Below are 18,207 nucleotides of genomic sequence, written 5' to 3' on the forward strand. Positions count from 1 at the left end.
ATGAAACACATATCTTGCACTCAGGTCGGTTTTAAACCTCAAACCCACGCCCGGTTCAAAACCGCAGGGCTGTTTCATTGTCTGGACAGAAAATCTGAAGGCAGGGACCCCAAGCAACCGGTTTTGGTTCCCTCCGATCATATCTCGATTCAGTATAAACGAAGTAATAAGCCTTACAGATTTTCTCTGGCAAACACGAAACAACCCTGCCAATTCTGGGGGCTTGGGGGCCTTGATAACTGGTAGCTTCTTTGTCATAAATGGTCTCATATCTTGCACTCAGGTCGGTTTTGAACTTCAAACCCACGCCCGGTTCAAAACCGGGCGCTAATCGAGTGCTGTCGCTATAGGCGCAAGACTTCTCGCAGAGTAGCGACAAGATTGGCTGTAGGACCTTGAATATAGGGATTTCGTATAACAGGATTGGAACATCTCCTGATTTAGTCAGGTGGCAAAATTGTGGAAGGCCTGGGGACGACGGGTGTAGGTTGACTACGAATGCTGGGCAGAGGGCTAGATTGACTATCGGGTAACCGGATTGGATTCCTGAGGCAGAGACCGCGAAAGGAGAGAAAAGAACGCGGCAAACCCGGTAAAGGCCGACGAAGAGTCAGGGGCGGGATCGACGCTATTGGCAAGAGCCCATTGAGCAAATCGTTATAGTCTGTTGCCAACTCATTTGCCGATGCAGTATCGCCTATACGTTCATAGAGGTTAATGAGATTAGAGACAACCTCGTATCTACTAACTTCTATATAAAAATCAGGCTCACTATTTATCAGGGTTAACAGTCCTGAGTAGTGCTTAATGGCCTCTGTATCATTACCCAAGGATTGTTCAGATTGGGCTAAGACATGGCGAGCATCCGCCGACCATGGTCCTACCCCATCCAATTGGTTAAACTCTGTTAGGACAAGGTTTCCATAGCTAATGGCCTGCTCATAGTTGCGATCGGCTAATGCCTGTTTACTCAGCAGGGTAATGGACTGCACTTCCCCGGATGGATAGTTGTGTAGACGACTCAGTTCTAATGTTTGCTGCAACAGCTCCACGGCAGTTTGAGAAGGGGCATCACGGTCACTCTCACTGAGAAACATGGCATCTGATAGCAGCCCGTTGATCTGATTGATCACCCCAGCTTGCTGACGCACGGCCATGATCCGTTGCAGAATGACGGTTGCCTCATGGCTGTCGCTGGATTGTAGGGCAAGTTGCGATCGCAAAAATTCGGCTTCTATACCCAATGGTAAATCCTCATCCATGGATGGAGAAATCGTAGCCAAATTCTCAAGCGCGGCTTTATATAGCTCCAATGCCTGCGCCGACTGTCCCTCTCTGCGATACGAACCCCCCAACAAATTGACCCAACGTTTATACTCAAATAATTTATCCCTCAGTTCAAAGTCACGCTGGGGCAAAGCAAACCGTTCCAACGCCTGACTTGCCCATCGAATCGCTTCCTCATCTCTACAGGCAGAGTGGTTAATGGCGTATAGCGTATCTAAAATTTCCAGACTTTTATCCGTATTGCCCAGCTCGTCGTAGGCCGCCAGGGCCTGCTCATAGGCCATCGTAATGGCGTCTATATCATCGCTGTCACGATCTAGACGTTCTGCCGATTCCAATAAGGCTCCCGCCTGTAGCTCAGTGGCGGATTGAGCAAATACATGGGCATTGCTACTCGCTAGCAGACTGGCCAAGGTAGCCGCAACAATAGATAGACGTAAGGATTTCATAGTCCTCAGGGTCTTAAAGACATCACCATTCAACCTATCTTTCTAACCAATGGCAAGCTATTCAGCCTGAAGCCGATGGCTCAGTAGCAGACTCATACCCCTTGCAGATAATACAAACAAACGGGTAGACGGTCATTCCCCTCTACCCGTTTGGCTCCCTGCCAAGGACTAATAGTTTAACCCGTTAGTAATAGTTACCAATCTTGCGGTGATGAACGGCAGTGATCGCCTCATCCTTAGAGACTTTGCCATCTTCAACGGTGCAGTACACTAGCCAGTGATCGGTTAGTTCCATCCGCGTAGTCACCGTGCATTCCAAATAGGCCAGGGCATCGGCCAAAATCGGCGACTTGTTGTTGGCAGGACGGGTGCGAATACCAGCAAAGCGGTCGGCACCGGGGGGAAACCGCTTGAGGAAATGCTTCATCAACGGTGAATAGTTGCCTTCTTCAAGAATATTCAGGACAAAGGTGTCACCCACCTGCATCAGGGACTCAATGGCTCGGTCCTTGGCCACCGCAACCGTAAACCCCAGGGGCTTAAAACTAGCCTGGGAAATCCAGGAAGCTAACATCGCACTGGTAACTGCGCCCTTAGCGGCAGTGATAATGTACAGTCCACTGCTAATCCGGCCCAGCGCCTTTTGCAGGTCAGCATCGAGGGACTTAATCTTTTTGATTTTCTTCGCTTTGGCCAGGTCCTGACCCAGGTCAGTGCCGGTCTCATCACAGAGTTGGTAAAGCGCTTCCGACGGTGTGTCCTTGACGCGAATGGGGGCAAAGGCCACCTTCAGGTCCAGGTCCTGCAGCTTGCTTTGCAGAGGGTCAATAGGTTCATCGTCACCGCCATAGGATTCAAATAAACCAAAGGTTTGCTTATCGGTTACGGCTGCCAGGATAGAACTAAGGGCGGTTTGGACTTCCTCCGCGCCCTGGCCTGAAGAGGGGGGCATGCCCATGAGAATGCCTTTGGCCCGACCGACGATTTCATTGACATCGTGGGGATCGGCCAGGCGCATGTCCATCATTTCAACGGCAACACCGGTCTTGGTGATGCCTTTGGCGAGAGCTTGGGAGATGCGATCGCAATACCCATAGTCCGACACATAGAACATCGCCACCATATTTTCGGCTTTGCTCTTCTCATTACTCCAGCGGCGATAGCGATCGGTAAGTTCTTCCAGATTGTGACGAATCAAAGGACCATGGCCCACTGCAATGGTGGAAATCTCCCCCAACTTATCCATCCGCTTCATGGCCGAAATCACCGAGCGGGCATTAGGAGCCATCAAACACTCATAGTAAAAGCGAAAATCAGGGGACAGAGCATCAAGATCTTCGTCAAAGACATCGTCAGTGCAAAAGTGGGCTCCAAAGGCATCACAGGTATAGAGAATGCCCGTTTTCTGGTCATAGGTAAAGATAGTATCGGGCCAGTGCAGATTGGGGGCACTGACAAACTCCAGCACATGGCCATTACCCAGGTCCAGGGTGTCACCATTTTTCACCAGCATGGATTCAAACGGCTGGTGTACCAGGTCTTCAAGAAACTTGACCGCAACTTTTGCACCGACAACAATCGCTTGAGGTGCCAGGTCCAATACATCCTTGACCAGACCACTATGATCCGGCTCAGTATGACTAATAACGATATAGTCAATTTCTTTGGGGTCAATCAACCCTTTCAGCGCATCCATATAGAGCTGCTGAAACTTGGCGTGGGATGTGTCGATCAGTGCCGTCTTTTCCCCACGCACCAGGTAGGAATTATAAGTAGTACCATTCTGCAAACCAAACTCAATATCAAACCGGTCCCGATCCCAATCCAGGGAACGAATCACGGTGGTATTTTCCGCCAGATCACCCGTGGTCAGGGTAAGGCGCTTTTCAGCTGAGTTAGCAAGATCTGGAGCAGCTACAACCATGGTTTTCCTTGATGGGGCGTCCTATAAACACACGACTTTAACAACATGCATGTTGCTTTAGTCTCTATTGTGTATCAAAAGATTAACTTTTGCACCCCCTCAAAAAATTAACTAGAAATCAAGGGTTTCAGCTCCTGATTGTTTCTGATTTATCAAGCTAACGTCCAGATAACGTCCACCACCAAAAGCATCATTCACGACCATTCCGGCATCGATGGTCTATCAATGAAGTGGGTATAATGATTAGCTACCGTGCTCCCTGAGTCACCAGCACCTGTGTCGCCTATGGCAGGCTCAGCCCTAACCTCAACCGTAGCTGGATGATGAGGCCTGTAGGGGACTTCGGCCAGCTCACAGACAGGTTTCTAGTAATGGCGTGCGAACTATACTGAACTTGAATACCCTCAAAACGTTTGCCGGTGTAGTGCTCAGTTACAATTCCAGCCCTAGGAATATCGCCTAAAATGACCGTCCAAATTCTGCGAAAAAAATTCACGGTAGGACAGTATCACCAGATGATCGAATCTGGCATTTTGACTGATCGGGATCATGTGGAACTTATTCAGGGAGAGATTATTGAAATGTCGCCCGTTGGCAGACGCCACGCTGCTTGTGTAGACAGGCTTAATGAGCTATTAGTCTTAAAACTATTCCGCAAAGCGTTGATTCGAGTACAAAGTCCCATTCTCCTGAGTGATAACTCCGAACCACAGCCAGATATCTCTATCTTGCAACGACGAGAAGATTTTTATAATGCAGGGCATCCCACACCTGCTGATATTTTTGTGCTGGTAGAAGTATCCGATAGCACCATTGACTTTGATCGAAACGTGAAAGTCCCTATATATGCCCAGGAACAGATTCCTGAGATTTGGCTGGTTGACCTAAACGATACCCAGATTGAACGCTATTGCCAGCCCATGAATAAGACCTACCAACAACTCCAAATTTTTAATCTAGGAGAGAGGCTTAACTTTCAAGCATTTCCTGAGATTTCTATAGAGGTAAATCAAGTCTTTGGATAGAACAAATGAGTTATCTCCAGATGGGTGGATGGGGGTGAGGGTAGATGGGTGGATGGATGGATGGATGGATGGATGGGTGGATGTGATTTTCCTATGCCCTTATCCAATCAGCATTACACTCTCAAAGCTGAGTATTTGTTGCTACACAGCTCTTATATTCCCCTCAATCTTGAGACTCATAATGTTGCAAGGTTAGCTCTAAGTCCTTTTTAAATTGTTTACGCACGTTATTGGGTGAAATAATCAGACAGTCTGGACCATAGCGACGGACTTCTCGAATAAACCAAAACGTATTGGCAACTTTACGAACAATCCGACGGTGATCATCAAATGTTTCGTCTGCCACATCTTCTTTTCTGGGCTCGTAAGCATAAATTAATCCTTTCAGTAGGTGAAATTCTACCGAGATGTAATCAAAGTTGCCTCGCCAATGGCCATCAATGGGAAAGATGTTTTGAATGCGATCCAACCGTAAAGTGCGATTGTGCTCAATGCCCGGAAAGTCAGTACTATCTGCTGTTTCCTCACACCATATTTGTAAGTACAGACGCTTTTCGTATGGTTCGATCTTAGCGTGACGAACGGTAAATTCGTGCATATTCCCATTGGGTCTGCCATATATGAGGTGAAAGGACTGGTGTTCATCGATAAACTTATCGACTTGAATCCGCCAGGCTTCCATCGGTTGGCTAACTTGCTGTAGCAAGGACTGACGCAGAGGTGCTTCTAAATCACCATGACTCAACAAAAGTGTAATTACACTTTTGGCTTCATTTATTTTTCCTTCATCTACTAAGGCCTTTACTGCTACCACCAAAGCCTTTGTTTGTTCACTGTTTAAGCTCATTTTAGGGCCTAGGGCCAAATCACCCCGAGCTATTGCAGTTATAAGAGCTGAGGGGCTTGGTTTTGTACCCCAGTGATAGTTTAACTGGTCCGCAAGGCGATCTAGCTGATCGCGCGTACCGGGGGGAATGGATAAGGTTAATGATTCTTTTTTTCTGGGCATTTTTTGAGGAATTGGCAATTTGCAATTGCAAATTTATTTTTTATGTGCCATACTCTCAATTGTAATTTCAAAAAGGCAATATAGGTTGTTTGCGATTGTAAATAAACCTCTGATGGAAGTGGAGGATACGCTGCAATGACGAAATTGGAAAAGCTAACGCAGGTTTTAGAGGATGGAGGATGGCATTCCACGGGTGAACTGGTGGAAAAGGTGGGTCATCGGTTTTCGGCGACAATCCATCAGGCAGTGAAGGATCAAGATTGGCAGGTGGAGAAACGTAGGCATGATGCCAAGACTTTTGAGTATCGACTCAGCACTAAAATCAGACAAAATTAAAGCCAGAGAAAGCCCTGGCTAGTCCTATCCCTAAGAGGGTTTTGTTGAGGTAAGTATCAATTAGCCTCTTTCTTAAGTACGTTTCAATCCCTAGGAAATTAAAGGGTTTTAGAGGCCATAGCTTAGTTTAAGCTATCTTGGCTCTGGGAAAAACGTCTCAATTTTAGCCTCATCTTTAGTACGACATAAAATTTTTATGCTATCTTTGAGCGGAACCGAAGGATGGCTCCGCTTCGTATTGACTCGTACCTTTACGTTAGCATGTCCCTCCTTCGGTCACTTTGTAAATTTTGAATTTCCGGAGGAAATAATGTTTGTCTATGACCCGTATGGTATAGCCCGCGAAATTGCTAAACGCGCAGCTCTCATTGAACAACTGAACTGGGAGATCGAGGAGCTGCGCCAATCACAGATTTTCGATGTGGAGGACAATACTGATTACACAGATTGATTAATTTGACCGACTAACAAACAGCGGGAGTAAATTACTCCCGCCCTGTCCAGTCAAGAACTATGGACACAGCACTGTATGGATACTAACGCCAAAATTTTGTTGAGTGCTCTGGCATCTGATGTCATACCTTCTTCAAAGGTGACATCCGTTGTGTCAACGCTAACAATGTCTCATGCTAACGAATATGTAGATATCCAAGGAATTGCACGAGCTTTTCACAATCCAAAGTTACTACGACAGCTTCGTACCAGCAAACATGAAGCTTCAGGATCGTCATACTCTTTGAACATCAATGAAGCATTTGTCACCTATGAAACTTATCCAATTGGGCAAACACAGATCCTTTATAAGTCTCCATTTCCAGGAGAACTGCAAGCCCGGCTAGCTATTGAAAGCATAATTGATCGATTCCTAGACTATCTACTGAAAGAACATCAGATTGTTGTACTCAATGAGAGTGACCGCCATGTTCAAGTTTTTATACCAGGGCAAACCATACCTGACTTCGAAGAGCAATGGGATAAATTTCTAAAAAAAGTTGCCTTCTCAGCATTTGGTGACAGCCGATTACAAATGCCTGGTCTAGTGCAGACTTTTATTATCATGCTCAATGCAGTTACCCTGTCGGGACGAGGATTTAGTACTCTTGATGTTCCAATTTTAACCAAGGAACAAGCTGAGGTATTGGCTGCCTGGTATTTTGCAGTGATCCAGCAGGTTGACCGGCGGCAACGTAATCGTCAAAAGCAGATTGATAGTATTCAAGAAGAACTTAAATCTTCAGATTTGAAAGAAAAAGAACGGCAGTCAAAAGAGAAAGAACTGGATGATAAGGAGGTAATGCAAGCTAAAGAAGCTAAAAAGTACACTGAAAATTTTGAAAAGTCTTTTGCTGGGTTGATCAATAACCAAACCGAACTATGGAAAGAACTGCACCAGCTAGACACGAAGCTATCAGATAGCAGTTTGCCTAAGAAAGATCAGCGTAAGCTTTACAAACAACGAGATAAAGTTGCGTCAAAAATCACATTTCCGGAAAAATGGCTACTTGAAAAGCGCTCACTTTTAAAGGAAATAGGATGCCAACCATTTAAGTTTGTCTTCCGTGACCGTGAACTTCATAGTGAAAAGTTTCAGAGCATCACCGAAATTGCCAAACGCTTTGATAGGAAAGCAACTGATCAGATAAATTCTACCCGTGGGGATATCTTTACCCAGTGCATTACTGAAATGTATCGGCTTTTAGAACTGGATGAAAAAGACCTAGATTCGTTGCCACCGCCCCTGCTAGCTAGTAAGCCACCTTTACTAGCTAATCGATTAGCGGGAGATGATAGCAAAGAGTTTTGCTACTCTTGCGGGGTTGGTTTAGATCCTAAAAAGGCTAAGTGGCAAGTACTGCGATTTATGTTCGAGCGACCATCCCAACGTCGACAATCTTCTAACAGAGAAGGAAGACCCCATATCTGCGCATCCTGTTCAGCACTAGCATTCGCATCACCACTCAAGGTTACTGACGAAAGTATTATTCTTAGACTATTACCAATCGATCAAGCATCTACGGCATCGATTAAACTCCAAGACTATGTCCGAATGTTGACTAGTAAGGAAGTACATCTAAGCGCTGGTAAATATATAGTCTTAACCTCTGACCGAACGAATAAGGGGGACTTGGCAGCCTCCAAACTAGGACAAGTGCAATATGCGCTTGCTAAAGTTGCCTCAATTTTTCCACAAGAAGTTCTAAAGGACTTTAGATTTAAATTGATTTTACAGGGCAGTGATATTGAACTTCGAAGTCGACATTTACTGTTTATCAAAGGCTTGATGGAAAGCTACGGACAATCAATTATCATCGCTGGCAAGGAAATAAACATTAGTTTAGGAGATGCTATTCGCTACATACAACAAGATTTACCATATTTGGCAGACTATTCATTGGTGAAAGTTTCCAGTATTTCTAATCACCTGATGATAGAACAAACTCGCTCAATTTACTGGGAAGAACTAAAAGGATTTATGGACTCAAATTCAAGACTAACAAAAAGAGCAAAGCTATATCAGGATGTAGCAGCACTGACAGGTCTAACCTACGCATTTGTTGAATCTTTAGAAAGAGTGGCAGAAAAGTCTTTAGAGCAACAAAAAGATCCTAAATATACCGCAAGAGAAGTTGGCAAGATTATTGAAAAAGCCGACGATGTGACAGCATTTTGTTACTACGCAACCTTAGGAGGAGAAGAGAAGAAAGATGTCCAGGCAAGACTTTATCATAATTCAAGAAATGATTTCATTTATAATCAGACATTGATATTGCTGAAAAATCTGGCTATCACTGGACGTGAAGATAAAACTGACCAAGGTGGAAAGTATATTCAGCTTTATGCTGATGATGTAGCTAAAGTCTACATACACTTCGCTAGCCAAAAAGAATATGAACAAGAGAAAGACTGGAAAGAATTAACTTATAATCTCAAACTTTCTCTTTATACTCGTTTCCCTGAACTAGTACGCAAACTAAAATCCACAAGCGAGAAAAACTAACTATGCCAACTGGACTTCCTAAAACAGACAACAAAAATCCTCGGATGCATTTTGACATTTATGCCATCTTAGAAGGCTCTCAAGAACTTTATCTCGGGGATGAAGTACAGGTTAACGTAAACCTGGTCGAGATGATAAAACTGGAAACAAAAGACGGGCAAGCCTTAGAGAAATGCTATATTTCACCTACCAAACGTCGAGGCGTAGAACGTCGTTGTCTACTATGGGCTCCTGTAAAAAGTGGTGAACTGCTAGGGGATAGCCAAAAATGCGGTATCCCTAAGACTTGTGCTGAACCAGCATGTCCTATTTGTGGTCCTTATGGTGCCTTAGATCCAGGTAAACGCACTCTAATCGGTCGAGTAACCCATGGTGGTGGAGTAGCTGTACAAAATTTATATCCTGTCGATAAACAACGGGCAATGCATCCTGCTCGATTAGTCAACCAAAAGGATGAAACTCCTATCCCTTTCAAACGGCAATATAACCAACCAGGATTGCTATATCCAATTACAAATCACGCTTTAAGTGTTACAGATAAAGAGTTTGCATCTGTCGCTTATGCCTTCCTTGATTCGTTGGCACGCATTGGTTCCGGCAACCCAAAAGGCGTGGCTTTAGCTGAGTCAACAGACAAAATGCCCTTACTCGTAATCGACCGATATCTTGTCCCAAGAGGCAAGCGTCCGGTTATTTCACCATCCGTGACCAACCCAGAAGAAGCAATTGAAGACTTCCTCCGTTTGGCACGTTTCTCCGATAGTAATTCAAACCATATTGAGAAAACTCACTTTGAACGCTGGATTGGTGATTCAGCCCTTGAAAAACTACAGGATTATTCCAGCCAATTTGTTGACACCGTCTTGCAGGCGTAACCCATGTACTGCATCAAGCTTACCCTTCAGCCCACGGCAGGGATGACGTTTCGCATATTGCCAGGTTCAATCCTCAATATTGCCACATATCCCTTTGTTCCTCCCACTACATTATCTGGCTTCTTACGACGGTTGGGTATGTTAAGCGTTGGACTGGAACTACCAGAAACACGTATCAACAAAGAAAAACCGCCAACCTACACACTACCCCCTAGGTACACAGCTTTAGGGGCATACCCTACACCAGGTAGCTGGCACGGAGTTCATCGTACCTATCGAAAAGGGATGCGAGAGTTTAATCACGACTCGTTTTCTAAGATCTATCAGGAAAAAGACAGAGCTAATTTTCAGCTTCATACCTGGGAATATCTGATCGCTGAGGAACTAACGGGCTATGTTGTGGCAGATACTCCAGAAGGCTTAGAACATTTTCAAGATTTAGAAGCCTATGGCTGCAAATTAGGTAAAGAGGGCTTTGCCTTTGTATCGGGAACCTCAGATGTTTTGACATTACAGTCCATGAATGTTGCGGCAATACCATCTACAATCCTCCCGATGGAGGCATTATTGCAAAGTAATCCGTTTGTCGGTGGATGCGACATTTATAACCTTTATCGTTATCAACAGACTGACCAATCTATAACAGAGTCAGACCGAGAGGGTTTTCTTGATACTCAGCCCAGTAGCGTTGAAGGATTTGTACCTTTTGTCGCAGGTTATTTCAGCAGTCCTTTAAATAACCCTCCCACATTAGACTATTACACCGATCAGGAAGATATCTACATCCCTGCGGCCCTTATCGAACTGCTAAGAGGTGAAGTTCATGCCTAATCAGCGAAAGCGACGGAGCGAGCGAAAAACTCAGCCTTATAATTTTGGTCGACTCTTCTTTCCAGGGGAACCAACACCCACTCCTGAAGAAGTACGCCTACAACCCCTTGGCGATCATGTTGGCAATGTCCGACGGTTGGTTAAGCAATGGAAAGTTTTTCCATGTGCAGACTCCTTACCTAGAGTATTGAAAGCCGCTGATATTCACGACATGGGAAAACCTCAAAAGTTTTCTATTCAAGTCAATACTGATCCAAAAGGCAAGTTTAAAAACTATATTTATTCTTTCCGAGGGCACCGCTTTTTAGCTGAAACTGAGGATGCTTGGGCACAAGCCTTAGCTAGAGGGCACCATGACTTCTCAGTAGGGGATATCACCCGTGATACTTATGAGCTTCGCAAAGACCCAAAGTATAAGGCTATCCTGAATCACAATCCTTTAGCTTATGCAGAGGAATTGTATATCTTAGAGATGTGTGACCAAATTGAGGCAGAGTTAGCTTGCCGGATTGTAGGTGATGAAGATCAAGCAGAGTCTCGCACCTTTATGGATTACACCATTTCTGATGCAGGCAATGGAACTTATTTGTTAGATCCTTGGCCATTTCAGCAGTCTCAACTAGAGCTAACGTTTCGTTATTGGTCTAAACAGCTGACGGATGTAGAAAAGACCGAATTGAGGGAGCTATGCGATCGCAACGAAGATAACAAACTAGGAAAAAAGCTGGATGCCATCGTCAAAACCTGGTGGCACCAGCAAACGTCTAACCCTAAAGCATATGTATGCCAGGTGATACTTAAACCGGCTCATCAGAAGCCACAGGAGCTACCAAAGGTAGATGATATATATCAAAAGCTTGCAGGTTTTTCACCGAATCCAATGCAAGCAGAAGTCTTCCAGGCATTCCAAGATAATGACTTTCCAGCACTTTTAGTCAAAGGACCTACTGGAGCAGGTAAAACTGAGTCCGTTCTCTTTCCTGCATTAGCCCAAGGGTATCGCCTTTTCTTACCCTTACCTGCACGCAGCCTCTTAGAAGATCAGAAAGCTAGAATCGAGAAGTATTTACTCAAGTTCTCTGAACTACCTGAAAATAAGCATCGTGAGATATCCTTAGTGGTCGATACCGGCTCACAGATGTACCGTTGGGTCTATAAAAATGGTAAAGACATCACTAAGACGCTGAAAATCAATCTACGTCGCCATCTCTATAAAGGTGATGTCATTCTAACCACATTAGACAAATTTCTATACCGTTACTTCTCCTTTGGAGACAAACAAAAATCCTTCACGTTCCCATTGAGGATTAACCAATCTAAGACTTTAATCTGCTTTGATGAAGCCCATAGCTATGACGATATCTCATTTACGAATTTTCAAAGCCTGGTAAGAGCACTCTATGAAGCCGGTCGTTCTCTAGTGCTGATGACGGCGACAATGCCCGAGGAGCTTTTAAAGAGATTTGACTACCTTGATCAAATCGACTATGTCGATGAACCTGCCAATGCCAAAAAACTGGAAGAGTATCAAAATATAGCCCTCAAACGACCACATCTTAACCAGCGCAGTTTTGAATGGCTGGATAACATTTCCCGAGATGTAGAACATCCTGAAAGCTTTCAGGATAAGTTCACTGAGATTATTAAAGACACATGGCAACAAAAATCAGATCAACGAATCTTAGCAGTGGTACAAACCGTTCAAGATGCTGCAGCCATTTATAAGAAGCTCATATCTCAGATTCAGCATGCAACAGATTCAGACAGAGTAGTCTTTTTATATCACGGGCGCTTAGCTGACCAAAAACGCCCTGAAGTTTATAAGCAAATTCAAGATCGAGATGAGCACAAACAACCCTACATTTTGATAACGACAAGTGCTATTGAAGTTGGCTGCGACCTAAATGCAACTACTCTAATTTCACAAATTTGTCCACCAGAAAATCTAATTCAACGAGCTGGACGATGTAATCGACGAGGTGATATTCCTGATGCCAAAGTCATTGTAGTTGGCAATAAAATACCTGATTTTGCGAATACTCTCAATGAAGGAGGATGGAAAAAATATCAGGAGACACTTAAAGCATTAACAAGTTTTGAGACCCAAAAAATTGGTGACTGTATCAAGCGCTCGCAGCATATTGACGATTATCGTATTGTAGAAATTTTCTCGATGCTGCATGACTATGTTTATGCCTCAGATTTGACATGCCAGTCAGCCTATGAAAAAGGTCTAGTCATCACACGCAGTTGGACACCATCCGCCACTCTAATTTATGACGACGGCCAAACTTCAGACTGGGAAAAGAATTTATCTGAGTTACCTAAGGCATCTATTCCACTAGACCGTTTAGTGCAAAAAAAAGATGATGGAGTTGTTATTAATCAATATGCCAACGTAGATGTTTATGAGCGCTTCTATGATCAAGAAGAAACCCGTTGGAAAATGGTCCCTCTAAGGTGGGGATCTGCGTATAACAAGGATATTGTTATACGCATTGGTGCTACCCATAACGGAGCCCAGAGTGACTGCCTGGAACCTTACCAATATGATTCTGATATTGGCTTCGTCGACTTACCAGGTATTTTTATCAACATCAGCAGTACTTTAGAGGCCAAGCTTCTCCACAAGCTATCCGAACACCACCAAGGAAAATCAGTAATCATCAAGTACATCAAACCATTGGAAAAACAAGCTGTTTAGTTAAAATCACTCTTTCTGAGGACTAACCTATGCCATGTCAATACTAGCTCCCAACACCTCTTACACCTTCAACCAACTATTCGACCTAAAGCTTCTCTCTGACAAACTAGCCGAAACCTTTGGATATGCATTCAGCCGAACCAAACTCAACCTACCCCAAACCCAACAACACCTATCCTGACTAGACGGACTCAAAAGCCGCCTAGAAGAAATCCTTCCCTTTGTAGACCTATCCAACAAAACCTCTCGACGAGAGATTTTAATATCCCCAGTCATTACCACAGTAATCCACTACACCAAAGCAAAATTATGCATCGAATACCCCATCACCGTCAGCCAACAACTCCAGGGCAATCTAGACTATCTCCTCCAAAGTCCCACACATCTTTTCATCATCACCGCCAAACACCAGGACCTTGACTACGGCATGACCCAACTCATCGCTCAACTCATCGCCCTGGACCAATGGGAGTACACCCCCCAACAGCCCATCACCCATCCACCCATCCACCCATCCACCCATCCACAGACTCTATTTTTTATGCAATCCCCTAGCCAAACCCACCACCCCGTTTTTTCTTCTTCTTTTTTGCAGCTTTTGCCTCACCCATCATGGCCGCAAACCCACGCTGGTCTTGTAAAAACAACCGACGAGTCCGCTGCCGTTGATATGCCTTCACCTCCTCCGCCAATGGATGTTCCGGATCAATGACCAGATGCGTAATCGAAGCCCCAAAAAGCTCCTTATCTGTCGACTTCCCCTGGAGCATACAGGTAATGCCCCCCTCATCCCCGCCATAGAACACCTTTTCTACCGTGTAATCCTTATCTTTCATCGACTTGCCCTGAGCCTGCATATTTTTAAGCATTTGCTTCCCAGGCCGAACCTTAAAAGGAATACTCGCTTCCAACCGGTTATTTAACGAAATTGCCACATCGTAGTCATCAACTGTCATAGGCTCAATCACTCCAAATCATTGCCTTAGTGTATCGAATCCCATGCCACATAGCTTAGTCCTCAACCTCTTACCCGAGTCTCCTATCCCACCAGGCTTTACCTCTAGCAAAAGCCTCCATGGCCTATTTCTCAACCTCGTTAGCTCCGTTGACGAAACCTTAGCTAATGACCTCCACAAAAACAACAGTAATAAACCCTTTACCCTAAGTCCATTGCAGGTAGGAATAGGGGTAGATGGGAATAGGAGTAGATGGGAGCATGGGAGACAGCGCAAGGGGCTACCTAAACCAGTTATCAAGAAAGCAGCCAAACCCACCCATTCACTCCGTCACTCATCCACCCTCACACCCATCCACCCCGCCACTCATCCACCCCGCCACTCATCCACCCCGCCACTCATCCACCCTCACACCCATCCACCCTCACACCCATCCACCCCATCCAAATCCCTCCACTGGACCTACCGCAACCCCATCCCTTCCGGTACCCCCTGCTGGTGGCGAATTTCCCTACTAGACGAGGCCCTATTCGGACGCCTGAGCCAACTATGGCTAAACCTCAACCCAGACCAACCCTGGCATCTGGGACCCGCCAACCTGCACATCACCAGTATATTGGGCACCCCCCAAAGCACCCAACCCTGGGCTAACTTCTGCAACTACCAACAACTGTATGAGCAGGCTTCGGAGAGAGATCGCAAACTCAGCCTGCAGTTTTACACCCCCACAGCTTTCCGCCAAGGTGGCCATGACTCTTCCATGCCCACCGCTCACCGCGTTTTCCAAAGTCTCCTACGCCGTTGGAACCGTTACAGCGAACTAGAGTTTCCCGCTACTATCATTGATTGCTTGCAAGATAGCCAGTTCAATGTACGCACTGAAATAGCAAGCGATCCACGTCAACAATTTCAACAGACTGGAGCAAGGGTTAACCCTTGCAATCAATTTACTGGCTGCGTGGGTACTGTTACCTATCGAATTTTGGGCAAAGTCGATGAAACCACCATTAAACAACTCAACACCCTGGCCGACTTTTCCTTCTATGCCGGTGTTGGCAGAAAAACAACTATGGGTATGGGAGTGACGAGGAGAGTGATGGAGTAGGGGGGTGAGGGGTGGATGGGTGCATGGGGAAGGGGGTGCATGGGTACATGGGTACATGGGTACATGGGTATTGCTTTTATCCACTCATCCACTCATCCACTCATCTACTCATCCACTCTAATGAATCAACCACTGATCCGAATTTTTGACCATTAGAACCAGCTGGCCCAAAATTTTGTCATAGCTTTTGTAAAGTGCTCTAGCACGCTCAGTTTCTAGATAATGGCATTTTACAGAGAACTCTAGCCAAATCTGTGTTTCTGTTGCTTCTGCCTGACAGTCGCTGAGTTTGGCAATGAATGCGGCTTTATATCGACGTTTTCTCCATGCTTCTCCCAAATTGGCACACACTGATCGAGAAGACCGTCGAATCTGATCGGTTAATGAATATCGTTCTTCTTTCGGAAACTGTTTCGACAGTTCAAAGATCTCCATCGCCGCATCAAACGCAGTCTGGTAGACCTCTAGATCTCGATATCTTTTAATCAGTCGCCGTTCCACATTCATATTCAACATCTAAGCAAACTGATTATGCCCACCCCCTTACCCCCTTACACATCTACTCATGCCCCCCCCTCGCCCATCCACCGACTACATCCCCATCGCGGCTCTCAATCAATATGCTTATTGCCCCCATCGCTGCTGGCGGATGTTCTGCGCTGGGGAGTTTATCGATAATCAATACACTCTGGAAGGTACCGGTCTACATGATCGGGTTCACACTCTTGGCAGCAACCACCGAGATACGACCTGGCAAGTGCGAGCCATCTGGCTCAAAAGCCAACGCTATGGCCTGATCAGCAAATCTGACTTGATTGAAGAAAATGATGGTCAGCTTTTCCCTATTGAATATAAGCGAGGCCAGCGGGGTGACTTTGATAATGATGCTCTTCAAGTGTGCGCCCAGGCATTATGCCTGGAAGACATGACCGGAAAACCGGTCACCCAAGGTTTTGTTTACTATGCGCACTCCCATCAACGGCAGCCAGTACCAATTACGCCGGAGTTAAGGGAGGATGCGATCGCAACCATCACTGCCGTTCGTAAGCTTCTCCAAACCGGTACCATGCCCCTACCTGTATATACCAAACGCTGTCGAGGCTGCAGTCTTTACACCCAATGCTTACCTCAAGCTAGCAAGAAAGTTAACCGCTACCACGAAAGTTTATAGAGAGTGATGGAGTAAATGGGGAAATAGCATCCACCCATCCACCCATCCACTCATCCACCCCCTCACCCATTCACTCATCCACCCCACCCCCTTTACACCTAAAACAACCATGGGCACAGTTTATATCTCTACCGACGATGCATTTATTGGCAAAACTGACGAACGCCTAAAAGTACGAGCACAAAAAGAAACCTTATTGGATGTTCCTCTCATCAAGGTGGATGGTGTTGTTGTACTGGGTCGAGCTACAGTGTCACCAGCCGCCATCGTTGAATTACTTGAGCGCAAAATCCCCCTTAGCTTTATGACAGGCACTGGACGATTCTTAGGCCGTTTAGAACCTGAACTCAACAAGAATATTTTTGTACGCTCTGCCCAATGGCAAGCAGCAGGAGAAACACCTCGTTCTGTCCATGCTGTTCAGGGATTCATTCGTGGAAAACTTAAGAACTATCGAACAATATTGATGCGCGCCCAGAGGGAGGGACTATCTAACCTGCAATCAGGTATCATTCGCTTAGAACAGGCAATGAAGCCGATTAACCAAACCTCTATCATCGATGCATTACGTGGTTTAGAAGGAGCAGGCAGCGCTGCTTACTTTGGACTCTTTGGCCGGTTACTCCGTAATAAGGCCTTTACATTCACAACGCGTAATCGTCGTCCACCGACTGATCCGGTCAATGCGTTACTCAGTTTTGGATATGCTCTACTACTCCATGACATTCAGGGAGCAATCAATATTGTGGGGTTCGATCCTTACTTGGGCTATCTCCATACCCAGCGCTATGGTCGTCCGTCCCTAGCCTTAGATCTGATGGAAGAGTTCCGTCCTCTGGTGGTAGATGCCATGGTGCTATCTGCTATTAATCGTAAGGCACTGACTGTTGATGATTTCTCTGATGAACCTCTCAGCCATGCGGTTTCACTTACTGATGAGGGACGGCGTAAGTTTCTGCGGCTTTATGAGCAAAAGAAGCAATCAAAATTTAAACATCCGGTGATGGGACGGCAATGTACCTACCAAGAAGCGTTTGAAATCCAGGGGCGTCTGTTGGCTAAATATCTGATGGCCGAAACAGAACAATATCCTCCCTTAGTCCTGAAGTAAGAGGATTGCACAAAAATAAAGTTCCAGACTAAAGCTGTAGATGGGTACATGGGTAGATGGGTAGATGGGAAAGCTCATCCACCCATGCACCCTGTTACCCCGATACTCATCCACCCCGATACTTATCCACCCCATCATGCACGTTGTTGTGACTTACGATATCTCTGAAGATAAACGTCGAACTAAAATTCACAAGGCTCTGACATCCTATGGTCAGTGGATGCAATTTAGTGTGTTTGAGTGTAGCCTTACAAATACTCAATATGCTAAGTTACGCAATCGTCTGAATCAACTCATAAAGCCTGACGAAGATAGTATTCGGTTTTATTTTTTGTGCGAGTGCTGCCAGAAAAAAGTTGAGCGTATTGGTGGCGAACTAGTTCGAGACGATACTGTATTTTTTGCTTAAGTGCTGCTCGTGGATAG

17 protein-coding genes are annotated in these 18,207 nt (G+C 45.3%); 11 read left to right on the top strand and 6 right to left on the bottom strand.

Annotated elements, in window-relative coordinates; translation table 11 throughout:
• Nucleotides 1-440: 440 nt before the first annotated feature.
• Nucleotides 441-1,736: a tetratricopeptide repeat protein gene (locus IXB50_RS05390; RefSeq protein WP_215607922.1), complete on the bottom strand. Its 1,296-nt coding sequence runs from the start codon at nucleotides 1,734-1,736 to the stop codon at nucleotides 441-443.
• 184 nt (nucleotides 1,737-1,920) lie between these two features.
• A complete protein-coding gene (locus IXB50_RS05395) occupies nucleotides 1,921-3,660 on the bottom strand; it encodes a diflavin flavoprotein (protein ID WP_215607923.1) in 1,740 nt (579 codons plus the stop codon).
• A gap of 464 nt (nucleotides 3,661-4,124) precedes the next feature.
• Between IXB50_RS05395 and IXB50_RS05400 the strand changes: the two genes are divergently transcribed.
• On the top strand, nucleotides 4,125-4,685 hold the full coding sequence (locus tag IXB50_RS05400; RefSeq protein WP_215607924.1) for a Uma2 family endonuclease: 561 nt from the start codon (nucleotides 4,125-4,127) through the stop codon (nucleotides 4,683-4,685).
• Nucleotides 4,686-4,848: 163 nt separating this feature from the next.
• Here the strand turns inward: IXB50_RS05400 and IXB50_RS05405 are convergent, their stop codons facing one another.
• Nucleotides 4,849-5,694, bottom strand: a complete 846-nt coding sequence (locus IXB50_RS05405; RefSeq protein ID WP_215607925.1) for a helix-turn-helix transcriptional regulator — start codon at nucleotides 5,692-5,694, stop codon at nucleotides 4,849-4,851.
• 135 nt (nucleotides 5,695-5,829) lie between these two features.
• On the opposite strand from IXB50_RS05405, the gene IXB50_RS05410 reads away from it, so the two are divergent.
• The 6 genes from IXB50_RS05410 (at nucleotide 5,830) to cas3 (ending at nucleotide 13,438) form a co-directional block, all read left to right on the top strand.
• Complete coding sequence (locus tag IXB50_RS05410) at nucleotides 5,830-6,030, top strand: hypothetical protein (RefSeq protein WP_215607926.1); 201 nt, start codon at nucleotides 5,830-5,832, stop codon at nucleotides 6,028-6,030.
• Nucleotides 6,031-6,340: 310 nt separating this feature from the next.
• The gene (locus IXB50_RS05415) at nucleotides 6,341-6,481 is read left to right on the top strand and encodes a hypothetical protein (protein ID WP_215607927.1); all 141 of its coding nucleotides are present in this window, start codon (nucleotides 6,341-6,343) and stop codon (nucleotides 6,479-6,481) included.
• A 78-nt stretch (nucleotides 6,482-6,559) separates the two neighbouring features.
• Nucleotides 6,560-9,028: a hypothetical protein gene (locus IXB50_RS05420; RefSeq protein WP_215607928.1), complete on the top strand. Its 2,469-nt coding sequence runs from the start codon at nucleotides 6,560-6,562 to the stop codon at nucleotides 9,026-9,028.
• A 2-nt stretch (nucleotides 9,029-9,030) separates the two neighbouring features.
• Nucleotides 9,031-9,903, top strand: coding sequence for a hypothetical protein (locus tag IXB50_RS05425; protein ID WP_215607929.1), 873 nt, complete (start codon nucleotides 9,031-9,033; stop codon nucleotides 9,901-9,903).
• A 3-nt stretch (nucleotides 9,904-9,906) separates the two neighbouring features.
• Nucleotides 9,907-10,734, top strand: a complete 828-nt coding sequence (locus tag IXB50_RS05430) for a hypothetical protein (protein ID WP_215607930.1) — start codon at nucleotides 9,907-9,909, stop codon at nucleotides 10,732-10,734.
• On the top strand, nucleotides 10,727-13,438 hold the full coding sequence (gene cas3, locus IXB50_RS05435) for a type I-D CRISPR-associated helicase Cas3' (RefSeq protein WP_215607931.1): 2,712 nt from the start codon (nucleotides 10,727-10,729) through the stop codon (nucleotides 13,436-13,438). Before IXB50_RS05430 ends, cas3 begins: the two co-directional genes overlap by 8 nt.
• Nucleotides 13,439-13,793: 355 nt before the next feature.
• Here cas3 and IXB50_RS05440 read toward each other — a convergent pair whose 3' ends face one another.
• Both IXB50_RS05440 and IXB50_RS05445 read right to left on the bottom strand, forming a co-directional pair.
• Nucleotides 13,794-13,961 (bottom strand): hypothetical protein, encoded by a 168-nt coding sequence (locus IXB50_RS05440; RefSeq protein ID WP_215607932.1) that lies wholly within the window; start codon nucleotides 13,959-13,961, stop codon nucleotides 13,794-13,796.
• Nucleotides 13,962-13,989: 28 nt separating this feature from the next.
• Nucleotides 13,990-14,394, bottom strand: a complete 405-nt coding sequence (locus tag IXB50_RS05445; protein WP_215607933.1) for a hypothetical protein — start codon at nucleotides 14,392-14,394, stop codon at nucleotides 13,990-13,992.
• 43 nt (nucleotides 14,395-14,437) lie between these two features.
• Here IXB50_RS05445 and cas6 point away from each other — a divergent pair, with 43 nt between their 5' ends.
• Nucleotides 14,438-15,499: a CRISPR-associated endoribonuclease Cas6 gene (gene cas6, locus IXB50_RS05450; RefSeq protein WP_246564116.1), complete on the top strand. Its 1,062-nt coding sequence runs from the start codon at nucleotides 14,438-14,440 to the stop codon at nucleotides 15,497-15,499.
• Nucleotides 15,500-15,616: 117 nt separating this feature from the next.
• On the opposite strand, the gene IXB50_RS05455 is transcribed toward cas6, so the two are convergent.
• Entirely contained in the window at nucleotides 15,617-16,015 is a 399-nt protein-coding gene (locus tag IXB50_RS05455) for a four helix bundle protein (RefSeq protein ID WP_246564118.1), read from the bottom strand.
• Nucleotides 16,016-16,064: 49 nt separating this feature from the next.
• Between IXB50_RS05455 and cas4 the strand changes: the two genes are divergently transcribed.
• From cas4 to cas2, 3 genes are all read left to right on the top strand, one after another.
• Nucleotides 16,065-16,670 carry a CRISPR-associated protein Cas4 gene (gene cas4 / locus IXB50_RS05460; protein WP_215607934.1) on the top strand — a complete coding sequence of 202 codons (606 nt, stop codon included), beginning with the start codon at nucleotides 16,065-16,067 and terminating at the stop codon, nucleotides 16,668-16,670.
• A gap of 109 nt (nucleotides 16,671-16,779) precedes the next feature.
• On the top strand, nucleotides 16,780-17,781 hold the full coding sequence (gene cas1d, locus IXB50_RS05465) for a type I-D CRISPR-associated endonuclease Cas1d (RefSeq protein ID WP_215607935.1): 1,002 nt from the start codon (nucleotides 16,780-16,782) through the stop codon (nucleotides 17,779-17,781).
• A gap of 136 nt (nucleotides 17,782-17,917) precedes the next feature.
• The gene (cas2, locus tag IXB50_RS05470) at nucleotides 17,918-18,190 is read left to right on the top strand and encodes a CRISPR-associated endonuclease Cas2 (protein WP_215607936.1); all 273 of its coding nucleotides are present in this window, start codon (nucleotides 17,918-17,920) and stop codon (nucleotides 18,188-18,190) included.
• Nucleotides 18,191-18,207 lie beyond the last annotated feature (17 nt).

Source organism: Leptothoe spongobia TAU-MAC 1115 (assembly GCF_018739885.1).
Taxonomy (GTDB): domain Bacteria; phylum Cyanobacteriota; class Cyanobacteriia; order Phormidesmidales; family Phormidesmidaceae; genus Leptothoe; species Leptothoe spongobia.

Coding starts and splice junctions, on each gene's coding strand:
- IXB50_RS05425 (WP_215607929.1), top strand. CDS start 9,031: ATGCCAACTGGACTTCCTAAAACAGACAACAAAAATCCTCGGATGCAT.
- IXB50_RS05415 (WP_215607927.1), top strand. CDS start 6,341: ATGTTTGTCTATGACCCGTATGGTATAGCCCGCGAAATTGCTAAACGC.
- IXB50_RS05395 (WP_215607923.1), bottom strand. CDS start 3,660: ATGGTTGTAGCTGCTCCAGATCTTGCTAACTCAGCTGAAAAGCGCCTT.
- IXB50_RS05440 (WP_215607932.1), bottom strand. CDS start 13,961: ATGGGTGGATGGGTGGATGGGTGGATGGGTGATGGGCTGTTGGGGGGT.
- cas1d (WP_215607935.1), top strand. CDS start 16,780: ATGGGCACAGTTTATATCTCTACCGACGATGCATTTATTGGCAAAACT.
- IXB50_RS05445 (WP_215607933.1), bottom strand. CDS start 14,394: ATGACAGTTGATGACTACGATGTGGCAATTTCGTTAAATAACCGGTTG.
- IXB50_RS05405 (WP_215607925.1), bottom strand. CDS start 5,694: ATGCCCAGAAAAAAAGAATCATTAACCTTATCCATTCCCCCCGGTACG.
- cas3 (WP_215607931.1), top strand. CDS start 10,727: ATGCCTAATCAGCGAAAGCGACGGAGCGAGCGAAAAACTCAGCCTTAT.
- IXB50_RS05400 (WP_215607924.1), top strand. CDS start 4,125: ATGACCGTCCAAATTCTGCGAAAAAAATTCACGGTAGGACAGTATCAC.
- IXB50_RS05410 (WP_215607926.1), top strand. CDS start 5,830: ATGACGAAATTGGAAAAGCTAACGCAGGTTTTAGAGGATGGAGGATGG.
- IXB50_RS05390 (WP_215607922.1), bottom strand. CDS start 1,736: ATGAAATCCTTACGTCTATCTATTGTTGCGGCTACCTTGGCCAGTCTG.
- cas2 (WP_215607936.1), top strand. CDS start 17,918: ATGCACGTTGTTGTGACTTACGATATCTCTGAAGATAAACGTCGAACT.
- cas6 (WP_246564116.1), top strand. CDS start 14,438: ATGCCACATAGCTTAGTCCTCAACCTCTTACCCGAGTCTCCTATCCCA.
- IXB50_RS05430 (WP_215607930.1), top strand. CDS start 9,907: ATGTACTGCATCAAGCTTACCCTTCAGCCCACGGCAGGGATGACGTTT.
- IXB50_RS05455 (WP_246564118.1), bottom strand. CDS start 16,015: ATGTTGAATATGAATGTGGAACGGCGACTGATTAAAAGATATCGAGAT.
- cas4 (WP_215607934.1), top strand. CDS start 16,065: ATGCCCCCCCCTCGCCCATCCACCGACTACATCCCCATCGCGGCTCTC.
- IXB50_RS05420 (WP_215607928.1), top strand. CDS start 6,560: ATGGATACTAACGCCAAAATTTTGTTGAGTGCTCTGGCATCTGATGTC.